The organism is Devosia soli (assembly GCF_000970455.1).
Lineage (GTDB): Bacteria > Pseudomonadota > Alphaproteobacteria > Rhizobiales > Devosiaceae > Devosia > Devosia soli.
Genome location: NZ_LAJG01000005.1, coordinates 12,762 through 33,594 on the forward strand (window position 1 = coordinate 12,762; position 20,833 = coordinate 33,594).

19 protein-coding genes are annotated in these 20,833 nt (G+C 59.9%); 2 read left to right on the forward strand and 17 right to left on the reverse strand.

The window, feature by feature from the left end:
• Positions 1 to 9: 9 nt before the first annotated feature.
• From rpsQ to rpsL, 15 genes are all read right to left on the reverse strand, one after another.
• Positions 10 to 243, reverse strand: coding sequence for a 30S ribosomal protein S17 (rpsQ, locus tag VW35_RS00610; protein WP_035080842.1), 234 nt, complete (start codon positions 241 to 243; stop codon positions 10 to 12).
• A 12-nt stretch (positions 244 to 255) separates the two neighbouring features.
• The gene (gene rpmC, locus VW35_RS00615) at positions 256 to 450 is read right to left on the reverse strand and encodes a 50S ribosomal protein L29 (protein ID WP_046141103.1); all 195 of its coding nucleotides are present in this window, start codon (positions 448 to 450) and stop codon (positions 256 to 258) included.
• Between the two features lie 11 nt (positions 451 to 461).
• Complete coding sequence (gene rplP, locus VW35_RS00620; RefSeq protein WP_046141104.1) at positions 462 to 875, reverse strand: 50S ribosomal protein L16; 414 nt, start codon at positions 873 to 875, stop codon at positions 462 to 464.
• Positions 876 to 890: 15 nt separating this feature from the next.
• Positions 891 to 1,637: a 30S ribosomal protein S3 gene (gene rpsC, locus VW35_RS00625; RefSeq protein ID WP_046141105.1), complete on the reverse strand. Its 747-nt coding sequence runs from the start codon at positions 1,635 to 1,637 to the stop codon at positions 891 to 893.
• A complete protein-coding gene (gene rplV / locus VW35_RS00630) occupies positions 1,637 to 2,017 on the reverse strand; it encodes a 50S ribosomal protein L22 (RefSeq protein WP_046141106.1) in 381 nt (126 codons plus the stop codon). The genes rpsC and rplV overlap by 1 nt, the downstream gene beginning before the upstream one ends.
• Position 2,018: 1 nt before the next feature.
• Entirely contained in the window at positions 2,019 to 2,297 is a 279-nt protein-coding gene (gene rpsS, locus VW35_RS00635; RefSeq protein WP_046141107.1) for a 30S ribosomal protein S19, read from the reverse strand.
• Between the two features lie 4 nt (positions 2,298 to 2,301).
• Complete coding sequence (gene rplB, locus VW35_RS00640; RefSeq protein WP_046141108.1) at positions 2,302 to 3,141, reverse strand: 50S ribosomal protein L2; 840 nt, start codon at positions 3,139 to 3,141, stop codon at positions 2,302 to 2,304.
• 18 nt (positions 3,142 to 3,159) lie between these two features.
• Entirely contained in the window at positions 3,160 to 3,453 is a 294-nt protein-coding gene (locus VW35_RS00645; protein WP_046141109.1) for a 50S ribosomal protein L23, read from the reverse strand.
• Complete coding sequence (rplD, locus tag VW35_RS00650) at positions 3,450 to 4,070, reverse strand: 50S ribosomal protein L4 (protein ID WP_046141110.1); 621 nt, start codon at positions 4,068 to 4,070, stop codon at positions 3,450 to 3,452. Before rplD ends, VW35_RS00645 begins: the two co-directional genes overlap by 4 nt.
• Positions 4,071 to 4,766, reverse strand: a complete 696-nt coding sequence (gene rplC / locus VW35_RS00655) for a 50S ribosomal protein L3 (RefSeq protein ID WP_046141626.1) — start codon at positions 4,764 to 4,766, stop codon at positions 4,071 to 4,073.
• 82 nt (positions 4,767 to 4,848) lie between these two features.
• Entirely contained in the window at positions 4,849 to 5,157 is a 309-nt protein-coding gene (rpsJ, locus tag VW35_RS00660) for a 30S ribosomal protein S10 (protein WP_035080820.1), read from the reverse strand.
• A 69-nt stretch (positions 5,158 to 5,226) separates the two neighbouring features.
• Positions 5,227 to 6,417 carry an elongation factor Tu gene (gene tuf / locus VW35_RS00665; RefSeq protein WP_046141111.1) on the reverse strand — a complete coding sequence of 397 codons (1,191 nt, stop codon included), beginning with the start codon at positions 6,415 to 6,417 and terminating at the stop codon, positions 5,227 to 5,229.
• A 67-nt stretch (positions 6,418 to 6,484) separates the two neighbouring features.
• Positions 6,485 to 8,575 (reverse strand): elongation factor G, encoded by a 2,091-nt coding sequence (fusA, locus tag VW35_RS00670; protein ID WP_046141112.1) that lies wholly within the window; start codon positions 8,573 to 8,575, stop codon positions 6,485 to 6,487.
• A gap of 12 nt (positions 8,576 to 8,587) precedes the next feature.
• Positions 8,588 to 9,058: a 30S ribosomal protein S7 gene (gene rpsG, locus VW35_RS00675; RefSeq protein ID WP_046141113.1), complete on the reverse strand. Its 471-nt coding sequence runs from the start codon at positions 9,056 to 9,058 to the stop codon at positions 8,588 to 8,590.
• A 14-nt stretch (positions 9,059 to 9,072) separates the two neighbouring features.
• Entirely contained in the window at positions 9,073 to 9,444 is a 372-nt protein-coding gene (rpsL, locus tag VW35_RS00680; RefSeq protein WP_035080811.1) for a 30S ribosomal protein S12, read from the reverse strand.
• 497 nt (positions 9,445 to 9,941) lie between these two features.
• Between rpsL and VW35_RS00685 the strand changes: the two genes are divergently transcribed.
• A complete protein-coding gene (locus VW35_RS00685) occupies positions 9,942 to 11,063 on the forward strand; it encodes an NAD(P)-binding domain-containing protein (RefSeq protein WP_342016357.1) in 1,122 nt (373 codons plus the stop codon).
• 93 nt (positions 11,064 to 11,156) lie between these two features.
• Entirely contained in the window at positions 11,157 to 11,999 is an 843-nt protein-coding gene (locus VW35_RS00690; RefSeq protein WP_046141115.1) for an aldo/keto reductase, read from the forward strand.
• 66 nt (positions 12,000 to 12,065) lie between these two features.
• On the opposite strand, the gene rpoC is transcribed toward VW35_RS00690, so the two are convergent.
• A complete protein-coding gene (gene rpoC, locus VW35_RS00695; RefSeq protein WP_046141116.1) occupies positions 12,066 to 16,250 on the reverse strand; it encodes a DNA-directed RNA polymerase subunit beta' in 4,185 nt (1,394 codons plus the stop codon).
• 79 nt (positions 16,251 to 16,329) lie between these two features.
• Positions 16,330 to 20,463 carry a DNA-directed RNA polymerase subunit beta gene (gene rpoB / locus VW35_RS00700; protein ID WP_046141117.1) on the reverse strand — a complete coding sequence of 1,378 codons (4,134 nt, stop codon included), beginning with the start codon at positions 20,461 to 20,463 and terminating at the stop codon, positions 16,330 to 16,332.
• Positions 20,464 to 20,833 lie beyond the last annotated feature (370 nt).

A 20,833-nucleotide genomic window follows, 5' to 3' on the forward strand; every position in this document is an offset into this window, starting at 1 on the left:
AAAATTCTCTTACGCAGACGGAACAAGCGTCCAGCGCTTGTTCTTGCTGATCGGCGCGGTCTCTTCGATCCACACCACGTCACCGACCTTTGCCACATTGGCTTCATCGTGAGCGTGGTACTTCTTGGAGCGACGCACTGTCTTCTTCAGAAGGGGGTGCGTAAAACGGCGCTCGACGCGGACGACAATCGTCTTTTCGTTAGCGTCGGAGACAACAGTCCCCTGCAAAACGCGCTTTGGCATGGGTTTTATTCCTTACTTAGCTGCGTTCTTTTCGCCGAGGATCGTCTTGATCCGCGCGATATCGCGGCGGACCTGTTTGACCTGGGCGGGCTTTTCCAACTGCTGGGTAGCGCGCTGGAAACGCAGATTGAACTGTTCTTTCTTGAGGTCGACGAGCTGATCTTTCAGTTCGTCTGCGGTTTTGCTCCGCACATCACTGGCTTTCATGCTCGTGGTCCTTAGTCGACAATGCGCGTAACGATGCGCGTGGTGATCGGCAACTTCATTGCTCCGAGGCGAAGGGCCTCCTTTGCAACGTCTTCGGGCACGCCGTCAATCTCAAAAACGATGCGACCCGGCTTTACGCGCGCTGCCCAGTATTCCACGGAGCCCTTACCCTTACCCATACGGACTTCGGTCGGCTTCTTGGAGACGGGGAGATCCGGGAAAATCCGGATCCAGACACGGCCCTGACGCTTCATTTCACGCGTGATCGCGCGGCGGGCCGCTTCGATCTGGCGGGCAGTGACGCGTTCGGGCTCGGTGGCCTTGAGAGCGTACTGGCCGAATGCCAGATCGGTACCACCCTTGGCCAGGCCATGGATGCGGCCCTTGTGGGCCTTGCGGAACTTAGTACGTTTCGGTTGCAGCATAGTCGTTCAACCTTCTTATGCGCGTTCGCGGTCGCGGTCGCCGCGCTCACGGCGCGGTTCGCGTTCGCCACGTTCGCTACGCTGACCACCTTCGCTACCTTCGGTAGCGCGGCGCTCGTGAGCGGACGGATCGTGCTCAAGGACTTCGCCCTTGAAGACCCAGACCTTGATGCCGATGATACCGTAGGTGGTTTCGGCTTCAGCCGTACCATAGTCGATATCGGCGCGCAGGGTGTGCAGCGGCACGCGGCCTTCGCGATACCATTCGGTACGAGCGATATCGGCACCACCGAGACGACCACCAACGTTGACGCGGATGCCGCCGGCGCCCATGCGGATTGCAGTCTGGACTGCACGCTTCATGGCACGACGGAAGGCAACGCGGCGTTCGAGCTGCTGGGCAATGCCCTGGGCAACGAGGGTCGCATCGGTTTCGGGCTTGCGCACTTCAACGATGTTGATGTGCACTTCGGAGTCGGTGAACTTCTTGACCTTGGCGCGGATCTTGTCGATGTCAGCGCCCTTCTTGCCGATCACGATGCCCGGACGAGCAGTGTGGATCGACACGCGGCACTTGCGGTGCGGACGCTCGATGACAATCTTGGAGACCGCAGCAGCCTTGAGATCCTTCATCAGCATGGTGCGGATCTTGAGGTCTTCCTGGAGCAGCGTGCCGTATTCGCCCTTGTTGGCGAACCAGCGGCTGTCCCAGGTGCGGTTGATGCCCAGGCGGAAGCCAATGGGATTGATCTTCTGGCCCATTATGCGGCCTCCTCAACTTGCCGGACGACGATCGTCAGATGCGAGAACGGCTTCTCGACGCGAGCCGAACGGCCGCGACCGCGAGCGGTAAAGCGCTTCATGACGAGCGAGTTGCCCACATAGGCTTCGGCAACGACGAGAGCGTCGGTATCGAGACCATGGTTGTTTTCGGCATTGGCGATGGCGCTCTCGAGCACCTTCTTCACCTGGCCAGAGATGCGCTTGTGGCTGAATTCGAGATCGGCCAGGGCCTTCTCCACCTTCTTGCCACGGATCAACTGCGCGACGAGGTTCAGCTTCTGAGGGCTGATGCGCAGCATGCGCAGCACAGCCTTAGCCTCGTTATCCTTGAGAGCGCGCTCAGTCTTCGGCTTGCTCATCTTACTTCCTCTTGGCCTTCTTGTCGGCCGCGTGACCGTAATAGGTACGGGTCGGGGCGAACTCGCCAAACTTATGACCGATCATGTCTTCGGTGACGTTCACCGGAACATGCTTCTGGCCGTTGTGCACGCCGAACGTGATGCCGACAAACTGCGGCAGGATGGTCGAGCGACGCGACCAGATCTTGACCACATCGTTGCGGCCAGAGGTCTGGGCCTTCTCGGCCTTCTTGAGCAGATAGCCGTCGACGAACGGCCCCTTCCAAACTGAACGGGTCATGTGTTTACCTGCCCTTCTTCACGTGGCGGCTGCGAACGATGAACTGGTCCGTAGCCTTGTTAGAACGCGTACGCTTGCCCTTGGTCGGCTTGCCCCACGGGGAAACCGGGTGACGGCCACCAGAGGTACGGCCTTCACCACCACCATGGGGGTGGTCGACCGGGTTCATGGTCACACCGCGGTTGACCGGCTTCTTGCCGAGCCAGCGGTTGCGACCGGCCTTACCGAGCGAGGTATTGGCGTGGTCCTGGTTGGACACTGCACCCACGGTAGCAAGACAGGTGCCGTGGACGCGGCGCTGTTCACCCGAGTTGAGGCGAAGGATCGCCCAACCGGAGTCACGACCGACATATTGGGCATAGGCGCCTGCAGAACGCGCGATCTGGCCACCCTTGCGGGGCTTGAGTTCGACGTTGTGCACAATGGTGCCGACCGGCATGCGCTCAAGCGGCATGGCATTGCCCGGCTTTACGTCGACAGTGTTCATCGAGGAGATGACCTTGTCGCCAGCGCCAAGACGCTGCGGAGCAACGATATAGGCCTGCTCGCCGTCTTCATATTTCACGAGAGCGATCCAGGCGGTGCGGTTCGGATCGTATTCGAGACGTTCGATCGTCCCGACCACGTCGAACTTCACGCGCTTGAAGTCGATCATGCGGTAAGAGCGCTTGTGACCGCCACCACGGTGGTAGGCAGTGATGCGGCCGGTATTGTTGCGGCCGCCGCTCTTGTTGAGGCCTTCGGTCAACGCCTTGACCGGCTTGCCCTTCCAGAGTTCCGAACGGTCGGTCGTAACGAGGGTACGACGGCCTTCGGAGGTCGGATTGTAAGTCTTTAGAGCCATTTTGCTGTCTCTTATCCCTTAGAGGCCGGTCGAAATATCGATCGACTGGCCGTCGACGAGGGTCACGATGGCCTTCTTGACGTCGTTGCGGACACCAATCTTGCCACGGAAGCGCTTCACCTTGCCCTTGCGGACGAGGGTATTCACTGCCTTGACCTTGACCGAAAAGAGCTGCTCGACGGCGGCCTTGATCTCGGTCTTGCTGGCATCAATCGCCACGTCGAAAACGACCTGGTTGTATTCCGAAGCCATCGTCGACTTTTCGGTCACGACGGGGTTACGGACGATATCGTAAGCGGCAAGCTTGTTCATGCGAACCTCGCTTCGAGCGCTTCGAGCGCTGCCTTGGTCAGGACGAGCTTGTCGCGCTTCAGGATCGAAACAACGTTGATCCCCTGGATCGGCAGCACGTCGATGTTCGGGATATTGCGGGCGGCCAGAGCGAAGTTCTGGTCGACTGCGGCGCCATCAATGATCAGCGCGCTTGCCCATTCGAGCTTACCAAAGGTGGTGCGCAGCGCAGCGGTCTTGGCTTCAGCCTGGGCAACGCTGTCGATGACGATCAGCGAACCAGTCTTGGCCTTGGACGAGAGAGCATGCTTGAGCGCGAGAACCCGAACCTTCTTGGGAAGGTCGATGGCATGGCTGCGCGGGGTCGGACCGAATGCACGGCCACCACCACGGAACTGGGGAGCCTTGCGATCGCCGTGACGAGCGCCGCCCGAACCCTTCTGCTTCACGAACTTCTTGCCCGTGCGTACGCCTTCCGACCGGTTCTTCACGTCATGCGTGCCGGCCATGGCCTTGAGCTGCTGGTAGCGAACCATGCGGTGGAGAATGTCCGGACGGACTTCAAGACCGAACACATCGTCCTTGAGATCGACCGTACCGGCGGACTTACCGTCGAGAGTGGTTACGTTCAGTTCCATTTACTTCGCTTCTCCCGCAGCAGCGGCCTCGAACGAGCCCGGCAGGGCAACATTCGCGGGAGCCGGCTTCTTGACGGCATCCTTGACCATGATCCAGGCGCCCTTGGCACCCGGGACCGAGCCCTGGATGAGGATCAGACCGCGCTCGACGTCGGTCTTGACGACCTTGACGTTCTGCGTGGTGATGCGACGGTCACCCATGTGGCCAGGCATCTTCTTGTTCTTGAAGGTCTTACCCGGGTCCTGACGGCCACCGGTGGAACCGATGGAACGGTGGGACACAGACACACCGTGGGAAGCACGCAGACCACCGAAGTTCCAGCGCTTCATACCACCGGCAAAACCCTTACCGATCGACGTACCCGTGACGTCGACAAGCTGGCCCTCGGCGAAGTGGTCCGCCTTGAGGGTGGCGCCAACCTCGATGAGGTTATCGGCATCGACGCGGAACTCAGCCACGTGACGCTTCGGCTCGACCTTGGCGACGGCGTACTGGCCGCGCTCAGCTTTCGAGACATTCTTGGCCTTGGCCTGGCCTGCGCCAAGCTGCAGAGCAACATAGCCGTCCTTCTCGACGGTACGCTGACCCACGACCTGGCAATTCTGCAGAGCCAGCACCGTGACCGGAACGTGCGAGCCGTCCTCGGCGAAGATGCGGGTCATCCCCAGCTTCTGTGCGATCAATCCAGAACGCATCGGTTTTACCTTCTTGTTGGCGCTCTGCCGGGTCATGGTTTCAGAGGACCCTTTTGGCGGCAGGCGCGGAATCTTTGTTTTCTTAGAGCTTGATTTCGACGTCGACGCCGGCGGCGAGATCGAGCTTCATCAGCGCATCAACCGTCTGAGGAGTCGGGTCCACAATGTCGAGGAGACGCTTGTGAGTCCGGATCTCGAACTGCTCACGCGCCTTCTTGTCGATGTGCGGCGAGCGGTTGACGGTGAACTTGTCGATGCGGGTCGGCAGCGGGATCGGACCGCGAACCTGAGCACCCGTGCGCTTGGCGGTATTGACGATTTCGCGGGTCGAGGTGTCGAGCACGCGATGGTCAAACGCCTTGAGGCGGATGCGAATATTCTGACCGTTCATCTTCTCAAATCCTGACGGAAAAAGATCGCGGCGCGCTTAATCGCGCGCCGCGAATTGTCTCGAATAGACTTACTTCAGGATCGTGGCGACGACGCCCGAACCAACCGTACGGCCGCCTTCGCGGATAGCGAAGCGGAGCTTTTCTTCCATGGCGATCGGCACGATCAGCTGAACGTTGATGTTCAGGTTGTCGCCCGGCATTACCATTTCAGTGCCTTCCGGCAGCGACACGATACCGGTCACGTCGGTGGTGCGGAAGTAGAACTGCGGACGGTAGTTGCCGAAGAACGGGGTGTGACGGCCACCTTCTTCCTTGGTGAGGATGTAAACCTCAGCCGTGAAGTCGGTGTGCGGGGTCACGGAACCGGGCTTGCAGAGAACCTGGCCGCGTTCCACCTGGGTGCGGTCGATACCACGGATCAGAGCGCCGATGTTGTCGCCAGCTTCACCCGAATCGAGCAGCTTGCGGAACATTTCGACACCGGTAACGGTGGTCTTCTGGGTTGCCTTGATGCCGACGATTTCGACTTCTTCGCCAACCTTGACGATACCGCGTTCGACACGGCCGGTGACCACGGTACCACGACCCGAGATCGAGAACACGTCTTCGATCGGCATCAGGAAGGGCTGGTCAACCGGACGTTCCGGCTGCGGGATGTATTCGTCAACGGCAGCCATCAGCTCGAGGATGGCGTCGTGGCCGAGCTTCTGGTCAGAGTTTTCGAGAGCGGCAAGAGCCGAGCCCTTGATGATCGGAATGTCGTCGCCCGGGAATTCGTACGAAGACAGAAGTTCACGAACTTCGAGTTCGACGAGCTCGAGCAGTTCCGGATCGTCGACCATGTCGCACTTGTTCAGGAACACGACGAGAGCCGGCACACCGACCTGACGAGCGAGCAGGATGTGCTCACGGGTCTGCGGCATCGGGCCGTCAGCAGCCGACACGACGAGGATCGCGCCGTCCATCTGGGCAGCACCGGTGATCATGTTCTTCACATAGTCAGCGTGGCCGGGGCAGTCGACGTGAGCGTAGTGACGCTTGGAGGTCTCGTACTCGACGTGGGCGGTGTTGATGGTGATGCCGCGGGCCTTTTCTTCAGGGGCCGCGTCGATCTGATCGTACGCCTTGAAGGTCGCGCCGCCGGTCTCAGCCAGCACCTTGGTGATCGCTGCGGTCAGCGAGGTCTTGCCATGGTCAACGTGACCGATGGTGCCGATGTTGCAGTGCGGCTTGGAGCGGGAAAATTTTTCCTTACCCATAGCTTTTCTCCAATTTGGTCAGCGCAAAGGCCGACATTCGTTAGGTTTATTACTAGCTTGCGCTGGTTTAGGCGTACTTGGCCTGGACTTCGTCGGCGACAGCCTGCGGGACCTGTTCGTAGTGATCGAACACCATGGAGTACTGTGCACGACCCTGGCTCATGGAGCGCAGCGAGTTCACGTATCCGAACATGTTTGCAAGCGGCACGAACGCATTCACGACCTGGACCACACCACGGCTTTCAGTGCCCTGGATCTGTCCACGACGCGAGTTGAGGTCGCCGATGACGTCGCCCATGTAATCTTCCGGCGTGACAACTTCAACCTTCATGATCGGTTCGAGGATCTTCGGACCAGCTTCACGCAGGGCTTCACGGAAGCCTGCACGGCCGGCGATTTCGAACGCGAGCACAGAGGAGTCAACGTCGTGGTAGGCGCCGTCGGTCAGAGTGACCTTCACGTCAACCACGGGGAAGCCGATCAACGGGCCTGCGCCCATGACCGATTCGACACCCTTGAGAACGCCAGGGACGTATTCGCGAGGAACAGCGCCGCCGACGATGGCATTGACGAATTCGAGGCCCTTGCCGACTTCGCCGGGTTCGACCGTGATCTTGATGCGCGCGAACTGACCCGAACCACCCGACTGCTTCTTGTGGGTATAGTCCTTCTCGGTCTTGCGCGTGATCGTCTCGCGGTAGGCCACCTGCGGCTGGCCGATATTGGCTTCGACCTTGAACTCGCGACGCATGCGGTCGACGATGATGTCGAGGTGAAGTTCGCCCATGCCCGAGATGATGGTCTGGCCCGATTCTTCGTCGGTCTTGACGCGGAACGACGGATCTTCGGCAGCAAGGCGATTGAGCGCGAGGCCCATCTTTTCCTGGTCGGCCTTGGACTTCGGTTCGACCGAGATGTCGATAACCGGATCCGGGAAGATCATGCGCTCGAGGATAACCTGCGAGTTGGCCGGAGCAAGCGTGTCACCGGTCGTGGTATCCTTGAGGCCGACGATGGCGACGATGTCACCGGCGAAGGCTTCAGTGATTTGCTCGCGCGAGTTGGCGTGCATCTGGAACATGCGGCCAACGCGTTCGCGCTTGCCCTTGACGGTATTTTCGAGGCTGACGCCAGCTTCGAGGTGACCCGAATAGATGCGGCAGAAGGTCAGCGAGCCCATGTGCGGGTCGTTGGCAATCTTGAAGGCCAGCATCGAGAGCGGTTCGCTGTCATCGGCATGACGTTCGATCGGCTGCTCGGTCTTTGCGTCGATGCCCTGGATAGCCGGGACGTCGATCGGGGACGGCAGGAAGTCGATAACGCCATCGAGCAGGGGCTGCACGCCCTTGTTCTTGAACGCCGAGCCAGCAAAGACCAGGAAGAACTTCGCGCCAATGGCACCAATGCGGAGCAGACGACGGATGGTGTCGTTGTTCGGCACTTCGCCGTTGAGGTACGATTCCATCGCAGCGTCGTCCATTTCGACGGCAGCTTCGATCATGGCTTCGCGGTACTTGGCGGCCTTGTCCTTGAGATCGGCAGGGATCTCGACGACGTCCCACTGGGCACCGAGTTCTTCGTTGCGCCAGACCAGAGCGTTCATCTCGATCAGGTCGACGATGCCCTTGAACTCGTTCTCAGCGCCGATCGGCAGCTGGACGGGAACGGCACGGGCGCCGAGGCGCGAACCGATCATCTCGACGCAGCGGTAGAAGTCAGCGCCGGTCTTGTCCATCTTGTTGACGAAGATGAGACGCGGAACGTGATACTTGTCAGCCTGACGCCACACGGTTTCGGTCTGCGGTTCAACGCCAGCGTTGGCGTCGAGCAGAGCGACGGCACCGTCGAGCACGCGGAGCGAACGTTCGACTTCGATGGTGAAGTCCACGTGGCCGGGCGTGTCGATGATGTTGAAGCGGTGCTGGGTACCGTTACGGTCCTTCCAGAACGTGGTCGTAGCGGCCGACGTAATGGTGATGCCGCGTTCCTGTTCCTGCTCCATCCAGTCCATGGTCGCGGCGCCGTCGTGGACTTCGCCGATCTTGTGGGACTTGCCGGTGTAGTAAAGGATACGTTCGGTCGTGGTCGTCTTGCCAGCATCGATGTGAGCCATGATGCCGAAGTTACGATAGAGATTAATCGGGTATTCGCGTGCCATGGGGCGCTCCTACTACCAGCGGTAGTGCGAGAAGGCACGGTTGGCATCAGCCATACGGTGCGTGTCTTCGCGTTTCTTGACGGCCTGGCCGCGACCATTCATGGCGTCCATGAGTTCGCCCGAAAGGCGTTCACGCATGGTGTTCTCACCGCGCTTGCGAGCGGATTCGATCAGCCAACGGATGGCGAGAGCCTGCTGACGGTCGGTGCGGACTTCGACCGGAACCTGGTACGTGGCACCACCAACGCGGCGCGAACGGACTTCAACGGCCGGACGGATGTTGTCCAGGGCGTTGTGGAACACGGTGATCGGGTCCTGCTTGGTCTTGGATTCGACGATGTCGAAGGCACCATAGACGATGGACTCGGCGACGGACTTCTTGCCGTCTTCCATGAGCGAGTTCATGAACTTGGAAACGACGATATCACCGAACTTGGGATCGGGAATAACGTCTCGTTTTTCGGCGCGGTGGCGACGGGACATGACTCAAATTCTCCTTACTTCGGACGCTTCGCGCCGTACTTGGACCGGCGTTGCTTGCGGTCCTTCACGCTCTGCGTGTCGAGCACGCCGCGCAGCACGTGGTAGCGAACGCCCGGCAAGTCGCGCACGCGACCGCCACGGATGAGCACAACAGAGTGCTCCTGCAGATTGTGACCTTCACCAGGGATGTAGGAGATCACTTCGCGCTGGTTGGTCAGGCGAACCTTGGCCACCTTACGCAGAGCCGAGTTCGGCTTCTTCGGGGTCGTCGTGTACACACGGGAGCAAACGCCACGCTTCTGCGGGTTGGCTTCCATGGCGGGAACTTTGTTCCGCTTTGGCTTGCTGGCGCGTGGTTTGCGGATCAGCTGATTAATGGTGGGCATTGCGCTCTTTCCATCGTCCAAAAATTCTAGTTCGGTCTACACAAGCAAACCAAAGTGGCGCTCATCCGAACCCTTCCGGGAATCGGCGGCGCCCCAATTTGCAGCGGACCATCCCATCGAAATGGGCAGTCATGCGCACAGGAATTGCTTCGTCTAGTTACCCGACAGTGTGTTTGATCGTCATGGATTCCCGCGCTAGGCGGCAGGGACCCGGTGTGACAATCACGACCGACCGCTAAGGTAGGCGCTGTTTAGAACCGTTGACTCGCCCCGTCAAGGATTCTTTCGTGAAAATATCTGCGAGGAAGCTATGCATTCCGGGAGGTTCGGCCCTCCCAGCCCCTCACGAGGCGACGGGACGATTTGGCGTAAAGCCGTACGGCATAGGTTAACAGAGTCTCATTTTGAGTCACGCAGGGCACCCCTGCCCGCTGTCCGGCGCTTGTTCGCGACAATGGCGGAACATAGGTATGGGCGAGCCATCGGAGTTTGATCAAGTGACCGAAGAGACGCTGCGCGCCGCACTCAAAGTCGACATCGTCATCATCGGCGCGGGACAGGCCGGATTAAGTTCGGCCTATCATCTCAAGTCACTCGGACTTACCCCTGGCCGCGGTTTCGTCGTGCTGGACCAGGCTCCGCAGCCTGGCGGCGCCTGGCAATATCGATGGCCGTCGCTGACCTTGAGTACGGTCAACAGGGTCCACGATCTGCCGGGGCTCGGCTTTGCAGAATATGCGGGAGGCGATGCGAGCGTGAAAGCGTCCGTCGCCGTGCCGCATTATTTTGCAGAATATGAGGAGCATTTCGGTCTTCAGGTCATACGGCCGGCGCGTGTGAGTGTCGTATGCCCTCGTGGCGAACGTCTTCGAGTGGAGAGCGATCGCGGGCTTTTTTCCGCGCGCGGCATCATCAACGCCACTGGAACGTGGGAGAAGCCCTATATCCCAGATTATCCCGGAGCCGAGAGTTTTGGCGGACAGCAGCTCCATACGCGGGATTATCGGACTGCCGAACAGTTTGCCGGAAAGCATGTGCTCGTCGTGGGTGGCGGCATTTCCGCTATCCAGCTACTGGATGAAATCTCCAAGGTAACCAGAACCACCTGGGTGACGAGGACGCCGCCGCGGTTTCGCGAAGGCCCGTTCGATGAAGATGCAGGACGCAAGGCTGTGGCCATGGTGGAAGAACGCGTGCGGGCCGGACTGCCGCCGCGGGCCGTCGTATCGGTGACGGGGCTGCCCGTCACGCCAGCAATCGAGGCGATGCGCCAGCGGGGCGTCCTCGATCGGCAGCCGATGTTTTCCGAGATTACCTCTACCGGCGTGCACTGGGACGATGGCCGGACCCTCGATGTCGATGTTATCCTCTGGTGCACGGGGTTCAGAAGCGCGCTCGATCATCTGGCGCCGCTGCAGCTGCGCGAGGAGAGCGGCGGGATAATCATGACGGGGCGTCTCGCGACGCAAGTGGAGAAAGATCCGCGCGTGCATCTGGTTGGCTATGGGCCATCGGCTTCCACCATTGGGGCGAACAGGGCCGGAGGCGCGGCAGCACGGGAGCTGATGGCTTACCTCGGCCTTGAAGAGAAACGACGCTCCGGCCAGGCGAAGGGGTAACGTTTCATGCCGGCATGAGGTGCCTGCGGCTTGTGAGGGAGCCACTCGGGTGCTGGCCCGTTAGGCAGCAAACCCTATACGAGGAGCAAAGACGTGCACGAAACCCCTGCCCTTCCCCTCAACGACGGCAATCGAATTCCCCAAATCGGCTTCGGCGTCTGGCGGCTCGAAGAAGACAAGGCACCAGAGGTCGTTGGCGCAGCGATTAAGGCCGGCTATCGGCATATCGACACGGCCCAGGGCTATGAGAATGAAGCTGGCGTTGGTGAGGCGATCGCTCAGGCAAGCATCGACCGCGGCGAGCTTTTCATTACCTCCAAGCTGCGCAACGGGCACCAAGGATATGACAGCGCGTTGCGTTCGCTCGATGAATCGCTCGCACGGCTCAAGCTCGATCATCTCGATCTTTTCCTCATCCACTGGCCCGCGCCGGCGCATGATCGATATGTCGATACCTGGAAGGCGCTGGTTGAAGCGCAAAAGAATGGGAAGGTGAAATCGATCGGCGTCTCGAACTTCCTGCCCGAACATATTCAGCGGATCGTCGACGCCACGGGTGTCGTTCCCGCGGTCAACCAGATCGAGCTGCACGCCGCTTACCAGCAGCGCGCTATCCGCGAATGGTTGCAGGAGCATGAGATCCAGATCGAATGCTATTCCCCGCTTGGCGGCCAGGGAAGCCAGCTGCTTGAAGACGATGCCATCAAGGACATCGCCGAGGCGCATGGGAAATCGCCGGCGCAGGTGATCATTCGCTGGCATTTGCAGCAGAACCTGATCGTATTGCCCAAGAGCAGCAAGCCAGAGCGCGCCAGGGATAATTTCGATGTCTGGGATTTCACCCTGACCCGCGAGGACCTTGACCGGATCGATGCGCTCGATCGTCCGGATGGCAAGACGCTGCCCGAGCCGAACGAGAATAATGAGATGTTCTGATCGATCTCTCTGCCAACAAAAAAAGGGGCCCTTGCGGGCCCCTTTTCGTATCTGGCGATCTCGACCTTACTCGGCCGCAGGCGCAGAGAGGCGGGTCGTTTCGGCTTGGCGGCGGCGTTCCTCGAGGATGAGGTCGTCGCGCTTGGCCGCGATGAGCTTAGCCTTGGTCTGGCCCGCACCGGTACCGGCCGGGATGAGACGGCCGACGATGACGTTTTCCTTGAGGCCTTCGAGAAGGTCAGCCTTGCCGGAGACGGCAGCTTCGGTAAGGACGCGCGTGGTTTCCTGGAAGGAAGCCGCGGACACGAAGGAGCGGGTCTGCAGCGACGCCTTGGTAATGCCGAGCAGGACCGGGTTAGCGGTTGCAGGCTTCTTGCCTTCGGCGACGAGCGCGTCGTTGAGTTCGTCGAAGTCGAGCTTATCCAGCTGCTCGTCCTTGAGCAGGCCAGAGTCACCGGGTTCCACGATTTCGACCTTCTGCAGCATCTGGCGAACGATCACCTCGATGTGCTTGTCGTTAATCAACACGCCCTGCAGACGGTAAACTTCCTGGATCTCGTTGACGAGATAGCGTGCCAGTTCCTCGACACCCTTGATGGCAAGGATGTCGTGCGGAGCGGGATTGCCGTCCAGGATGTATTCGCCCTTCTCGATGGTGTCGCCTTCCTGGAGGTGGAACGGCTTGCCCTTCGGGATCAGGTATTCGACCGGATCTGCACCAGCTTCAGTCGGCTCGATGATGACGCGACGCTTGTTCTTGTAGTCGCGGCCGAAGCGGATGGTACCATCGATCTCAGCGATGATGGCATGATCCTTCGGACGACGCGCTTCGAAGAGTTCAGCAACACGCGGCAGACCGCCGGTGATGTCCTTGGTCTTGGCACTTTCGAGCGGGATACGCGCGAGAATGTCACCAGGAACGACCTTCTCGCCCGGCTCGACGTTGATAACCGCGTCGACGGAGAGCAGGTACCGGGCGTCGCCACCACGATCGACCTTGGCAACCGTACCGCCGCGGGCAATGGCGAGTGCGGGCTTGAGGCCCTCACCACGCTGGTTGCCGCGCCAGTCGATGACCACGCGCTTGGTGAAGCCGGTGGCTTCGTCGGTGTTTTCCGCAACGGAAGCACCGTCGACCAGATCCTCGAACAGGACCTCGCCTTCGACTTCGGCCAGGATCGGACGGGTGTACGGATCCCATTCGGCCAGACGCTGGCCACGGCGAACGGTATCGCCTGCCTTGACGAGCAGCTTGGAGCCGTAGGTCACCTTATGCGTCGCGCGCTCCTTGCCTTCGCCATCGAGAATGGCGAGCGACACGTTACGGGCCATGACGACCTGCTTGCCGTCTTCGATGTTGGCAAGGTTGGGGTTGCGAACTTCGATCTTGCCTTCGGCACCGGCTTCGAGGAACGAGGAGTCGACCACCTGAGCCGTGCCACCGATGTGGAACGTACGCATGGTGAGCTGGGTACCGGGTTCACCGATCGACTGAGCGGCGATAACGCCGACAGCTTCACCGATATTGACCGGAGTACCACGAGCAAGGTCGCGACCATAGCACGCGGCGCAGCAGCCCTGGCGGAGATCGCAGGTGAGCGGCGAACGGATGCGGATCGACTGGATGCGCGCTTCCTCGATGACGTCGACATGCTTCTCTTCGAGCAGCGTGCCCTTGGGGGCGATCAAGTCGCCAGTCAGCGGATGGAAGACGTCATCGGCAGTGGTGCGGCCAAGAACGCGCTGGCCGAGCGAAGCCACGATCTGTCCAGCGTCGACGATCGGTTCCATGGTCAGGCCACGATCGGTACCGCAATCATTTTCGATGATGATCGCATCCTGAGCGACGTCGACGAGACGACGGGTCAGGTAGCCCGAGTTAGCGGTCTTCAGAGCGGTATCGGCCAGACCCTTACGGGCACCGTGCGTCGAGTTGAAGTACTCGAGAACGTTGAGGCCTTCCTTGAAGTTCGCGGTGATCGGCGTTTCGATGATCGAGCCGTCGGGCTTGGCCATAAGGCCGCGCATGCCGGCGAGCTGCTTCATCTGGGCCGGTGAACCACGAGCACCGGAGTGGCTCATCATATAGACCGAGTTGATCGGCTTCTGACGACCCGTTTCCTTGTCGAACTGAACGGCAGCGATGCCCTTCATCATTTCTTCGGCGATCTTGTCACCGCACTTGGCCCAGGCGTCGACGACCTTATTGTACTTTTCGCCCTGAGTGATCAGGCCGTCATTGTACTGCTGTTCGAACTCTTCGACCTGCTTACGGGTCTGTTCGACAATCGTGTACTTGGACTGCGGAATGACCATGTCATCCTTGCCGAACGAGATGCCGGCGTCGCAAGCGTTCTTGAAGCCAAGCTGCATGACGCGGTCACAGAAAATGACCGTCTCCTTCTGACCGCAACCGCGATAAACGGTGTCGATCATCTTGGAGATCATCTTCTTGGTCATGAGCTGGTTCGCGGTGGCGAACGGCACAGCCGGATTCTTGGGCAGAATCTGGCCAATCAGCATGCGGCCCGGCGTCGTGTCGACGATCTGGGTCGTTTCCTTGCCATTCTCATCCCAAGCCGGCACGCGGGCCTTAATCTTGGTGTGGAGCGTGACGACCTTAGTGTCGAGCGCGTGTTCGAGCTCGGCATAGGACCCAAAGGCCATGCCTTCGCCCGGCTCACCCTCTGCCACGATCGACAGATAGTAGAGACCGAGAACGATGTCCTGGCTCGGCACGATGATCGGCTGACCGTTCGCGGGATGCAGGATGTTGTTGGTCGACATCATCAGGACGCGCGCCTCGAGCTGCGCTTCGAGCGACAGCGGCACGTGAACCGCCATCTGGTCACCGTCGAAGTCGGCATTGAACGCCGAGCAGACGAGCGGGTGCAGACGGATGGCCTTGCCTTCGATGAGGATCGGTTCGAAAGCCTGGATACCGAGACGGTGCAGCGTGGGCGCACGGTTCAGCAGAACCGGGTGCTCGCGAATGACTTCGTCGAGGATATCCCAGACCTCGGGCTTTTCTTTTTCAACCAGCTTCTTGGCCTGCTTGACGGTCGAGGACAGACCCTTGGCTTCAAGGCGCGAATAGATGAACGGCTTGAAGAGCTCGAGCGCCATCTTCTTGGGAAGACCGCACTGATGCAGCTTGAGGTAGGGGCCAACGGTGATGACCGAACGGCCGGAATAGTCGACGCGCTTGCCGAGAAGGTTCTGACGGAAGCGGCCCTGCTTGCCCTTGAGCATATCGGACAGCGACTTGAGCGGACGCTTGTTGGCACCGGTGATGGTGCGGCCACGGCGGCCGTTATCGAAGAGCGCGTCCACAGCTTCCTGCAGCATGCGCTTTTCGTTGCGGATGATGATGTCCGGGGCGCGGAGCTCGATCAGGCGCTTGAGGCGGTTGTTACGGTTGATCACACGACGATAGAGGTCGTTGAGATCGGACGTCGCGAAGCGGCCGCCGTCCAGCGGGACGAGCGGTCGGAGTTCGGGCGGAATGACCGGGATGACGGTCATGATCATCCATTCGGGCTTGTTGCCCGAAACAATGAACTGCTCGACGATCTTGAGGCGCTTGGCCAGCTTCTTGGGCTTCAGCTCGGTGGTCGACTCGGCGATTTCGACGCGCAGGTCAGCCGCAATCTTCTCGAGATCGAGGTTGAGCAGGATATCGCGAATGGCTTCGGCGCCGATCTTGGCGGTGAAGCTGTCCGCACCGTACTCGTCCTGTGCATCCAGATACTGTTCTTCAGTAAGAAGTTCGTTCTGAGTGAACGGGGTCAGACCGGGATCGAGAACGACGTAGTTCTCAAAATAGAGGATGCGCTCGATATCCTTGAGGGTCATGTCGAGCAGCAAGGCGATACGGCTCGGCAGCGACTTCAGGAACCAGATGTGAGCGACGGGAGCGGCCAGTTCGATGTGGCCCATGCGCTCGCGGCGAACGCGGCTGAGGGTAACTTCAACACCGCACTTTTCGCAGATGACGCCCTTGAACTTCATGCGCTTGTACTTGCCGCAAAGACATTCGTAGTCCTTCACGGGGCCAAAGATACGCGCGCAGAAGAGACCGTCACGCTCAGGCTTGAACGTACGGTAGTTGATGGTCTCGGGCTTTTTGATTTCGCCATAGGACCAGGACAGGATCTTTTCCGGCGAGGCGATGGAGATCTTCATCTGGTCGAAGGTCTGCACCGGGAGGGCCGGGTTGAACGGGTCCATGACGTGGGAATGATGGTTCATCAATTCTCTCCTCTATCCGCCCCGACCGCAGCCAAGCTGACGGTCGGTTTGGAAGGTGAATGGGGGTGGAAGTGCCGGATTATTCCGCCGCTTCCTGAGGAGGTGCGAGCTCCGCCTGATTGGGGTCTTCCACTTCGCGCATGTCGAGTTCGACATTGAGACCGAGCGAACGGATTTCCTTGACCAGAACGTTAAAGCTCTCGGGGATGCCCGCTTCGAAGGTATCGTCGCCACGGACGATCGCTTCGTAGACCTTGGTACGACCTGCCACGTCGTCCGACTTGATGGTGAGCATTTCCTGCAGCGTATAGGCGGCGCCATACGCTTCGAGGGCCCACACTTCCATCTCGCCGAAACGCTGACCGCCGAACTGCGCCTTGCCACCGAGCGGCTGCTGGGTAACGAGCGAGTAAGGACCGATCGAACGGGCGTGGATCTTGTTGTCCACGAGGTGGTCGAGCTTGAGCATGTAGATATAGCCAACCGTCACCTGACGATCGAACTGCTCACCGGTACGGCCGTCATAAACGGTCGACTGGCCCGAAGCCTTGAGGCCTGCCTTTTCGAGCAGAACCACGATGTCGGCTTCCTTGGCACCGTCGAAAACCGGCGTCGCGATCGGAACACCCTTGGAGAGGTGCTCGCCAAGACGCACCATGCCATCGTCATCGAGATCGGTGATGGCGGTATCGCCAGCAAAGAGCTCCTGAACTTCAGTCCGCAGCGGCTTCAAATCGCCGTTGCGCTGATAGGCGCGGACCATCTGGTCGATCTTCTTGCCCATGCCGGCGCAGGCCCAACCCAAGTGGGTTTCAAGGATCTGGCCAACATTCATGCGCGATGGCACGCCGAGCGGGTTGAGCACGATGTCCACCGAAGTACCGTCTTCGAGATACGGCATGTCTTCGACGGGAACGATGCGGGAAACCACACCCTTGTTGCCGTGACGGCCGGCCATCTTGTCGCCTGGCTGGATCTTGCGCTTGGTGGCGATGAAGACCTTGACCATCTTCATCACGCCCGGCGGAAGTTCGTCACCACGCTGGAGCTTGTCGACCTTATCGATGAAGCGCTGTTCGAGGAGACGCCGGCTTTCTTCATACTGAGCATGAAGGGCTTCCATCTCGGTCATGACCTTGTCGTCTTCGACCGCGAACTGCCACCACTTGGAACGCGGCTGCGCTTCGAAGATGGAGTCGTTGAGCTTAGTGCCGACGACGTAGCCCTTCGGACCTGCGGTTGCGGCCTTGCCGAACAGCATTTCCTTGAGACGGGCATAGACGTTACGGTCGAGGATCGACTGTTCGTCGTCACGGTCCTTGGCGAGACGCTCGATTTCTTCGCGCTCGATGGCCATGGCGCGCTCGTCCTTGTCGATGCCGTGGCGATTGAAAACGCGCACTTCAACAACGGTACCAGCATCGCCCGGCGGAACGCGGAGCGAGGTATCGCGAACGTCCGAAGCCTTTTCACCGAAGATGGCGCGGAGGAGCTTTTCTTCCGGCGTCATCGGGCTTTCGCCCTTGGGGGTAATCTTGCCGACGAGGATATCGCCCGGCTGCACTTCGGCACCGATGTGAACGATACCGGCTTCGTCGAGGTTCTTCAGCGCTTCTTCCGAAACGTTCGGAATGTCACGCGTGATTTCTTCAGGACCAAGCTTGGTGTCGCGGGCCATCACTTCATATTCCTCGATGTGGATCGAGGTGAAGACGTCCTGCATCGCGATCTTCTCGCTCAGCAGGATGGAGTCTTCGAAGTTGTACCCGTTCCAGGGCATGAAGGCGACGAGCACGTTTCGGCCGAGGGCGAGATCGCCCAGTTCGGTCGATGGACCGTCAGCAATGATGTCGCCGGCGTTGACGTGGTCACCCACAACGACCAGCGGGCGCTGATTGATACAAGTGGACTGGTTCGAACGCTGGAACTTCATCAGGTTATAGATGTCGACACCCGACTTCGACGCATCGGTTTCTTCCGTTGCGCGAATAACGATACGGGTCGCGTCCACCTGGTCGACGACACCCTTGCGCTTGGCAACGATGGCAGCGCCGGAGTCACGGGCCACGACTGGCTCCATGCCGGTGCCCACGAACGGGGCTTCGGCGCGCAGCAACGGCACAGCCTGACGCTGCATGTTCGAGCCCATGAGGGCACGGTTGGCGTCGTCGTTTTCGAGGAACGGGATCAGCGAAGCGGCGACCGACACCATCTGCTTGGGGGAAACGTCCATGAGGTCGACGTTTTCCTTGGGCGTCAGGCCGTTGTCACCGGCGTGGCGAGCCACGACCAGATCATCGGTCAGCGTGCCGTCGGCGTTCATCTTGACGTTGGCCTGGGCAACGTAGTGCTTGGCCTCTTCCATGGCGGAGAGGTAGACGACTTCGTCAGTCACCTTGCCATCGACAATCTTGCGGTACGGAGTTTCGATGAAACCGTACTTGTTGACGCGGGCGAAGGTGGAGAGCGAATTGATCAGACCGATGTTCGGGCCTTCCGGCGTCTCGATCGGGCAGATACGGCCGTAGTGGGTCGGATGCACGTCGCGGACTTCAAAGCCTGCGCGCTCGCGGGTGAGACCGCCCGGCCCAAGAGCCGAAAGACGGCGCTTGTGGGTGATTTCGGAGAGCGGGTTGGTCTGGTCCATGAACTGCGAAAGCTGGGACGAGCCGAAGAACTCGCGCACAGCGGCGGCAGCCGGCTTGGCATTGATCAGATCCTGCGGCATGACCGTGTCGATTTCGACCGAGCTCATGCGCTCCTTGATGGCGCGCTCCATGCGGAGCAGGCCAAGGCGATAGGAGTTTTCCATGAGTTCGCCGACGGAGCGAACGCGGCGGTTGCCGAGATTGTCGATGTCGTCGACTTCGCCACGACCGTCGCGCAGGTTGACCAGCGTGCGGACGACTTCGACGATGTCTTCCTTGCGCAGGGTGCGCATGGTGTCCGGCGCATCGAGTTCGAGACGCATGTTCATCTTGACGCGGCCGACGGCGGACAGGTCATAGCGCTCGCTGTCGAAGAACAGCGACTGGAACATGGCTTCGGCGGTTTCGACGGTCGGCGGTTCACCCGGACGCATCACGCGGTAGATATCGAAAAGCGCGTCTTCACGGCTTTCGTTCTTGTCCACGGCGAGCGTGTTGCGGATGTAGGGCCCGATGGTGATGTGGTCGATGTCGAGGATCGGCAGCTCGTCAAAGCCGAGGTCGACCAGCTTGGTCAGCAGCTTTTCGTCGAGCTCGTCGCCGGCTTCGGCGTAGATCTCACCGGTCTTGAGGTTGACGATGTCCTCGGCGATGTAGGCGCCGAAGAGATCAGCATCGGTCGCAAGCAGGTGCGTCAGACCGTTTTCAGCCAACTTCTTGGCCTGGCGGGCCGAAAGCTTCTTGCCACCTTCATGGACGACGTCGCCGGTCTTGGCGTCGATGAGGTCGTGGCTTGGCTTCGCGCCCTTCCACTTTTCCGCATCGTAGGGCACGCGCCAGCCGTTGTCGGTCTTTTCGTAGTTCAGCGTCGTGTAGTAGGTGTCGAGGATTTCCTCGGCATCCATGCCCAGCGCCTTGAGGAGCGAGGTGACCGGAATCTTGCGGCGACGGTCGATACGCGCATAGACGATGTCCTTGGCGTCGAATTCGATATCGAGCCAGGATCCGCGGTACGGGATGATGCGGCCAGCGAACAGGAGCTTGCCCGAGGAGTGGGTCTTGCCCTTGTCGTGATCGAAGAACACGCCCGGAGAGCGGTGCATCTGCGAGACGATGACACGCTCGGTGCCGTTGACGATGAAGGTGCCGTTCGACGTCATGAAGGGCATGTCGCCCATGTAGACGTCCTGCTCCTTGATGTCCTTGACCGAACGGGCGCCGGTTTCTTCGTCCACTTCGAACACGATCAGGCGCAGCGTGACCTTGAGCGGGGCAGCGAAGGTGATATCGCGCGCGCGGCACTCGTCGATGTCATACTTGGGCTGTTCGAATTCGTAGCGCACGAATTCAAGCGAAGCGGTGTTGGAGAAGTCGGTGATCGGGAACACCGACCGGAAGACGGACTGAAGCCCTTCATCGGCACGACCGCCCTTGGGCTCGTCGACCATGAGGAACTGATCATATGAAGCCTTCTGGACTTCGATCAGGTTGGGCATCTCCGTGACTTCGCGGATGGAACCGAAGGACTTGCGTACCTTACGGCGGCCGTTGAACGTGGTAGCCATGAAGCTCCTACTTTCTTTTGTCGCGCTTTCGACGCCGGAAGGGCAACCTTCCTCTAAGCGCTCCGTTTCTTGCTTTGTCTCGGAGGCAGATATCCAAAGACCCGACTATCAGCCGTCGGCGCTCGGGATATATGCCTGGTAGTCATTACACTGGTCCGGACGATGCCGTTTTCATCGTATCCGCGAACCACCGGACACGATCACAGGTGCGTGTTAAGCGGCTAAAGCCTCGCGTCGGGCCGTGCCCAAGGCGAGGTCAACATAGGCTTTCGCGTGCCTGCGACATCAAAAATCGTCATCAATTTCCGCAAATTGGCGCCAGACCCATCCAATCGGCCCGACGAATCGTCCTGTAGAAAACAGAACAGCG